The 6,942-nt window shown below is 38.2% G+C and carries 8 protein-coding genes; 7 read left to right on the forward strand and 1 reads right to left on the reverse strand.

From position 1 onward, the window contains the following. A partial coding sequence (locus BCU91_RS18625) for an integron integrase (protein ID WP_347230788.1) occupies nucleotides 1-749 on the reverse strand: 749 nt, incomplete at its 3' end. Nucleotides 750-1,203: 454 nt separating this feature from the next. Here BCU91_RS18625 and BCU91_RS18630 point away from each other — a divergent pair. From BCU91_RS18630 to BCU91_RS18660, 7 genes are all read left to right on the forward strand, one after another. After that, nucleotides 1,204-2,187: a hypothetical protein gene (locus BCU91_RS18630; protein ID WP_102532123.1), complete on the forward strand. Its 984-nt coding sequence runs from the start codon at nucleotides 1,204-1,206 to the stop codon at nucleotides 2,185-2,187. A gap of 132 nt (nucleotides 2,188-2,319) precedes the next feature. Further along, on the forward strand, nucleotides 2,320-2,631 hold the full coding sequence (locus BCU91_RS18635; protein ID WP_102532124.1) for a hypothetical protein: 312 nt from the start codon (nucleotides 2,320-2,322) through the stop codon (nucleotides 2,629-2,631). Nucleotides 2,632-2,761: 130 nt separating this feature from the next. Next, entirely contained in the window at nucleotides 2,762-3,886 is a 1,125-nt protein-coding gene (locus BCU91_RS18640) for a hypothetical protein (protein WP_102532125.1), read from the forward strand. Between the two features lie 125 nt (nucleotides 3,887-4,011). Beyond that, entirely contained in the window at nucleotides 4,012-4,437 is a 426-nt protein-coding gene (locus tag BCU91_RS18645; RefSeq protein WP_102532126.1) for a GNAT family N-acetyltransferase, read from the forward strand. 107 nt (nucleotides 4,438-4,544) lie between these two features. Beyond that, nucleotides 4,545-5,060, forward strand: coding sequence for a hypothetical protein (locus BCU91_RS18650; RefSeq protein WP_102532127.1), 516 nt, complete (start codon nucleotides 4,545-4,547; stop codon nucleotides 5,058-5,060). Between the two features lie 118 nt (nucleotides 5,061-5,178). Beyond that, nucleotides 5,179-5,844, forward strand: a complete 666-nt coding sequence (locus BCU91_RS18655) for a hypothetical protein (RefSeq protein ID WP_102532128.1) — start codon at nucleotides 5,179-5,181, stop codon at nucleotides 5,842-5,844. A 122-nt stretch (nucleotides 5,845-5,966) separates the two neighbouring features. Further along, nucleotides 5,967-6,797, forward strand: coding sequence for a class I SAM-dependent methyltransferase (locus BCU91_RS18660; RefSeq protein ID WP_102532129.1), 831 nt, complete (start codon nucleotides 5,967-5,969; stop codon nucleotides 6,795-6,797). Nucleotides 6,798-6,942: the final 145 nt, after the last annotated feature.

Here is a 6,942-nt window from a genome sequence, read left to right on the forward strand (position 1 = left end):
CGAATGTCATGGCCTTTGAGTAATAAAGATGTTGCAAACGAATGGCGGAAAGTATGGGCGGTAACGCGCTTATCTATACCACTGTTAGTGGTAGCTTGCCTTAATGCTCGTGAAAAAGCCGTTGGATGAATATGGTGTCTGCACACGTAGTTGTCACTTGGGTGCATACAACGGCGGCTAGCAGGAAAGATATGTTGCCAATGAAACTTAGAAGCATTACTGCGATATTTTCTGATGAGAGAGATGGGCAATGAAGCAAGTCCAAAGCCATCTGACAAATCCGTCTCGTGGAGCTTTTTTACCAGTTTCATTTGTGACTTTAGAGTATCAATCAATCCGTTAGGAAGCATACAAACTCGATCTTTTTGCCCTTTACCTCGGTACACAAAGATAGATTTAGTGGTTAGATCAATATCTTTTACCCTAAGTTTTAGGGCTTCCTTTAATCTTAGGCCTGAGCCAAATAGGATGGCACCAATTAAATAGTGGTAGCCTGACAAATTGTTGATGATCAGTTTTGCTTCTTCGTTAGACAATACCTGCGGTATTCGTTTAGGGGCTTTTGCATAGGGAAATTGTAACTCATTGAACTCAACTTTTAACACATGGCGACAAGCAAATACAATGGCACATAGGGCCTGTTTCTGGGTGCTCGCCGACACTTTACACTCGACTGCTAAAAAGCAGAGAAATTGTTCAATCAAAGCGGGGCTTATATCAGCGCCATGACGAATATTACAATGTCGAATGAAATAACGGTTCCAATAGAGCTAGGATTTTTCTGTTTGATAGCTGTAATGGCGTACCCTGATCACTGCCCGTATAGCCTCCAAAAATGTTAATTGCCCCATAACCGTCGCCTCATCAATGAACTGTATATATATACAGCTATAGTTCAAGTTAAGATAATTACTATGAAAAAGATGCATAAATCGTTTGATTGGCGCATCGATAATACTAACTTTTAAAAATTAACTCATTATTATCAATAGTTTGTAATATTTATAAAAGTGTTATGCAGACCTCGTAAACATCTATGCATCTTTTTTATCTTCTAAATTGTCATATTTCTTCTGTATTTTTTGTTAAAAAATATATTTACAACAGATACTTACAAGTGATAGCTTGAAGAAAAGACTTACAAGAAAGCAGGAGGTTATCCTGCTGCTAATCAATAAGCTGTTATAACGATAAGGAGCATCGGTGCAAACTTTAACTAAAAAGAATATCCCGTTTATATTTCTTGCAGTTATTTCTGTTTTCTGGGCTTTTTACTATCAAAGCTCCAATGCGCTTAACGGATATGGCGTAGAAAAATCAGAATGGCTTTTGCTAATCGATGGTTTACTTGTCTTACCTATTTTATGCTTTTGGTTTGTAAAAGATAAGAAAGAAGCCGCTATCAAAGCTGTTGCCTATAGCTGTTTAATTATTTTGCTAGGCAGCTTTGTGATTCCTGAAAGTTCCAAGGTTGTATGGCCTTACCTTGAATCATTGCGCTATCTTGCTATAGCTGCGTTTATCGTTTTAGAAATCACCACTATTTTGACCGTATTTTTTGCTATCAAAGCTTCTCTTACCAAAGATCAAGATCCAGATTTGGCTATATCAAAACCAATAGAAAGAATTTTAGGTAAAGGTGCTATAAGCTCTTTACTCTCTTTTGAGGCGCGAGTTTGGACATACGCGTTATTTTCTAAAAAGATAAGGCAACAAAGTTTTATTGGAGATAGTCATTTTAGCTGTCATAAAAAAGATGGCGCTCAAAGCAATCAATTAGGCTTTATTTTAATGATTTTATTTGAACTACCCGTAATGCATTTGTTGTTACATTTCTTATGGTCACCGTTTGCTGCTAATTTCATAACGGCTTTAACTCTTCTTGGTTTAGTGTTTTTTATTGCAGAGTATAAAGCCATTGCAATTAGACCTATTTCAATTCTTCAGGACAGCATTATAGTGAGGTATGGTGTTTGGAATCCATTAAGGATTGCTTTAAGTGAAATTGCTCACGTTCAACCGAATGCAATTTTCATACGTCGGTCAAGTAATGTTAATAGATTCAATTTGGCTGGTAATCCAAATATTGAGATCAAGCTTAATTCGGGTAAGCTCATATATTTAGGCGTAGATTCACCCAATGAATTTCTAATGACTATAGAAAAATATCGAGAAAAATCGTTATAACAAGCTGTTTAATAAGGACAAAATACAGTTGGCTTTTGCTCCTTCGTCGCTTATTGTAGCCAACTATATTTTGCCTATTAACAGGGCGTTATACGTAGTCAGGGCTGCGTAAATAAAGACTAGAGAAAGGGCATGAAAAAAGGATTAATAATATTCGCATGGATTTCAATCATTGGTAGCATTGGCGATGGGCTTATCGCAATTTACGGGAGCTATTTAATCTTACTTGATTCAACTGTCGGGATCGGAATTTCGGTCGAAAGCCTGATTAAAAGTCATATTGGCTTTTTGTATTGGGTAAAGCAAGTAGCTATTTATGTAATGCCTCCCAATGTTGTTACTTGGTTGTTTGGACTTCCTGCATTGGTATATTTCCCTATTAGGGTGATTTCAAGTGTCCTTATTGGTTGGTGGGTGTTACGAATTGCAAAAAACATGTCCTAAAAAACATAACGGGTATGCGTATAACAAAGCAATCTTGCTTCGTTCGCTGCGCTCACTGGACCTCCGTTTCGGCGCTTCGTGCCTACACTACGGCCGCAAATTGCGGCGTTAGCTTTGTCAAGGACTCGGCATGTTTGTCTATATAAAGTATCAAGTAAAAATTATAAAAAATCTTTCCTATTTTATAGCCATATTATTGCCTGTTAGCTCTTTTGCCAATAATCTTCCATTGATGAAAGATGACATTCATCGCATTGAATACCCAGAGGGGATGCAGGTCTTAAGTACTGTTATTCAGTCGCAAGACTCTCTAAATGTAATTTATTCACATTTTTATAATTATGATTGGAAAGCTGGCGAACTGAGAAATAGTAAGCTTGAATTGACTCCAACTTCTATCTTGTCATCGAAGCCCATGACTCTTGGCTTTGAAAATAATAAACCAGTTAATTTTAGAACAGGTGTTAGTAGCATTAATAAAACCAGTACTGAATGGTTATATTTTGTTGAATCTGAAACTACTTATCATAAATCCGCATCAGCTTTCAGAGCACAATGGAAAAGCGGTGAATTAGTACATAAACAATTACTTTCCCTACCTACGGCTATTGCAGCAGCAAGTTCACCCAAATGGTATTTACTTAATAATGGTAAAGTTGCGCTAGTTTACCGAACAGAGCCTTACCCAGGATGTTGTCAATTATTATTCAGCTTAAGCGATGATGGGGTAAATTTTGACTCTCCCGTAAATATTGGGAGTGGAGGAGCAATGCCTGCGTTAGCAATGTTTTCATCCAACGAACTTATTTATACATTTCAAACTCGATTTGTTAGTAAGAAAAAGGATTCTGATGGAAAAGAAAAATCAGGCATGAGAACCCATTTTAGACTGTCTTCAAATCAGGGAGCTAATTGGCGTGAACCAATACCAATCACAACGAGAGTTGAAGAGGTTCATGACGCAAGTCCTATTCGTCGTAGAGATGGTTATGTTGACGTATATTATTCATCGGTTGATAGTCATGAAAATGATGTTTTTTCATTATGGCGAAGGTGTGTTTCTACTTCAGGAAAGTTAGGGCCTGAAGAATTAGTTGTTGATAAAAGCTTTGGCAATGTTGCAAAAGTATCACCGCATCGGTTAGGTGACGGCTCTTTATTGCTAACATTTGTTGAGCAAGGTAAAGTTTATTCAGAAGGGGAACATAACCTTCATTCAGCCAAAGTCCTGAGTGATGCGAAGTGCGGTGTATAACAAAGCTAACAAGGTTTTAAAGTCGGACTCGCAACAGCTTGCTCGGTTCCACTTCGTTTCACATTTTAGCAAGCTATTTCACGCCGCTTAAAACGGCGTTATAACTCTCTATCACGGATGAAGAAATGAACATCGAAGTAACAACCTCACCTAATAAACAAGATCTTGAAACTATAAGTAAAGGTATTCAGTCCTACAACCAAAAGTACATTTCAGATGATGTGGTTTTCGAACCTGACACTAAATTTGCTGCATTCGCTAAAGATGAAAATGGAAAAGTCGTAGGAGGTATAAGAGCAGTAGCATTCTGGAATTATTGTACCCTCGAGTTGTTATGGTTATCTGATGAAACCAGAGGGCAAGGTGTTGGTAGTAAATTAATGGATGCAGCCGAAAACTTTGCCAAAGAAAAAGGCTTTGGTTTTATGCGTACAGAAACTCTTAGCTTTCAAGCAAAACCATTTTATGAGAAGCGTGGATACAAAGTTTTTGGTGAATTGCCTGATTACCCCAAAGGTCATGTAACATACTGTTTAGTAAAAGAGTTATAACAATCTGTGCAAGTGGGACAAAATACAGTTGGCTTTGTTCGCTTCGCTCATGATTTTAGCCAACTATATTTAGCCCCTTAACAGGGCGTTAAGTTACCAAGGAAGATATGCGTAAATTTCTGGCATTGGATAAAAAATCTCAAATAGACTTGCGAGAAAAGTATCCAGATCTTGATAAGTTGTATGCTGTAGAAGATACAGATGCATATACTTACATGGCGGTTTCGGTTTTCGACCGTTGGTTGGGAGCAGAAGACTCAATTAAATACTTATCTGACGTTTCTGATGAGGAGCAACAAAGTAGAGATGCAAAATTCGTTAAATTTGCGAAAAAATTAATCGATAACACTGAGGTTCTAAACTTTACATTTAAAGGTCGTTGGAGTTCAGCTAAACCACAATTTCGCAAATTTACCTCGGATGCTGCTAAAGAAGCTTACCTAATGTGCGCTCCACATAATGTAGATAGTAGTCATTTTTATAAAGTGGTGCTGCCTGAATTGGAGGCTGTATATTTTGAAAGCTGGGACGACACTAATGTCTTTTACTTACGTAATCCTAAACACGCAGAAAAAATTGAAAAATGGGCTAATGAATGTGGCTTATACCGTCTAAATAGGTAACTTAACAAGCGCATCAAAAATGACGTCAAACGCTTGGCTGGCGCTCATTCTTCGCTAATTTTAGCCAAGCATTATCCGCATTTTATGCGGGCGTTATGTTGCAAAGGAGTCTCCAGCATTGGATGCTATATCAACTAAAAATTTAAACTCAATGCCAGAAGTGTTGGAGTTAAAAAAGCTACTCCAATCACTCGCAATGCTAGATGCAATTATGTCTCCTGAATGGGATGAACGTTTTTATTTCTTCAACTCAAATTGGGACGTTAATGAACAAATGGGTTCGATGAGAAATGGTTGTGGTGATGACTTCTCTGTACTTTTCAATCAAAATGGCTGCTTTGTTAAAGGTTTTGACCATGAATCAGCAATGTCATCTTGGAGTACTGATGGGCAAGTTCCATGGCCAGATTTATTAAAAGGATTACCTTCTGAATTCATCGCTGCTTCTAAAGAACCCGCTTTCTCTATGGATAATATTTCATTCTGTATTTGGAAACTTCACTCGGCAAACTTTTGGAGTAAAGGTGACTTTGAATTTGCAGATGACGAAGATCCTGATGGCTCAGAATATCTTTTAGAAATCTTTGACTGTAACCCTGAAACATATAGGGTGTTTGCTCAAGAGTACTATGAAGTAGATCTGGATGTTGCAACTATTGCAAAGATTTATAACCATTTACCTTTAACCGATGAATTGGTTAAAGAAGTAAACTCTGAAGTATCATTAAAACAGCTAGAAAAGGACATTTCAGAAATTGGTTACCCTTGTGGCATTGCAACATAACAAGCTAATAAATAAGGACAAAAAACAGTTGGCTGTTTTCGTTCCTCAACATTTTAGCCAACAATTTTTGCCCATTATTAGGGCGTTATATTTCATAATCAGTAAATCGGGAGGTTATTTTTATGTCGTATGATAAATCCGTATCAGACCACTATTTACATGGCAGTTTGCTTGAAGCTATTGAAGCAGCACTCCCAGCTCTAGGTAAAACAACCGAGAATGTGACAATTGAGGACCTTGCGCCAGTCGATGAGTTCCATATCGGAGGACGCTTGGCAACAGACAATCTATTTGAACAGCTCAATTTTTCTGAGCAGGGCTATATAGTAGATGTCGGTTGTGGTTTAGGTGGTGCCGCTAGATATCTCGCATCTAGATACAAAAACCGTGTTACTGGTATCGACCTAACACCTGAGTATATTGAGACAGGAAAGGCGCTATGTAGCTGGTTAAATCTTGATGAATATATAACGCTTGAGCAGGGGAGTGCATTGTCGATGCCTTTTCAAGATAGTTCATTCGATGGAGGTTATATGCTCCACGTAGGCATGAATATCGATGATAAAGTGTCGCTATTTGCCGAAATATTTCGAGTGCTAAAACCCGGGTCTACCTTCGGCGTTTATGACATTATGCGACAAAATGATGGTGAGTTGATTTATCCAGTTCCATGGGCGACCGAAGGCAGTACTAGCAAACTATCTACTCCCGCTCAATACAAACAAGCTATAAGCGATGCTGGCTTTGAAATCTCCAAGGAGAACAATCGCCGTGATTTTTCACTGGAATTCTTTAAACAGCAACGTGCTAAAACAGAGGCTAATGGAGGTCCACCCCCTCTGGGTCTTCATACACTGATGCAAGAAAGCACTTCCAATAAAATTAAGAACATGGTCGATAATTTAGCTAACGATTTGATTGCTCCGGTTGAGATTATTATCCAAAAAGTATGAATAAATATAACAAGCGCATGCAGTCGGATCGCCCAAAGCCCGCTTCGCGGTCTTCGGTCGACCGCTGATGCGAGGCGTTAGCTTTCTTATCACGTTAAGGAGAACTCATTGAGCAGTGTTGTTACGCTTCTAGAAAGGGCTGTTA

The organism is Shewanella sp. 10N.286.52.B9, assembly GCF_002873635.1.
Taxonomy (GTDB): Bacteria; Pseudomonadota; Gammaproteobacteria; order Enterobacterales; family Shewanellaceae; genus Shewanella.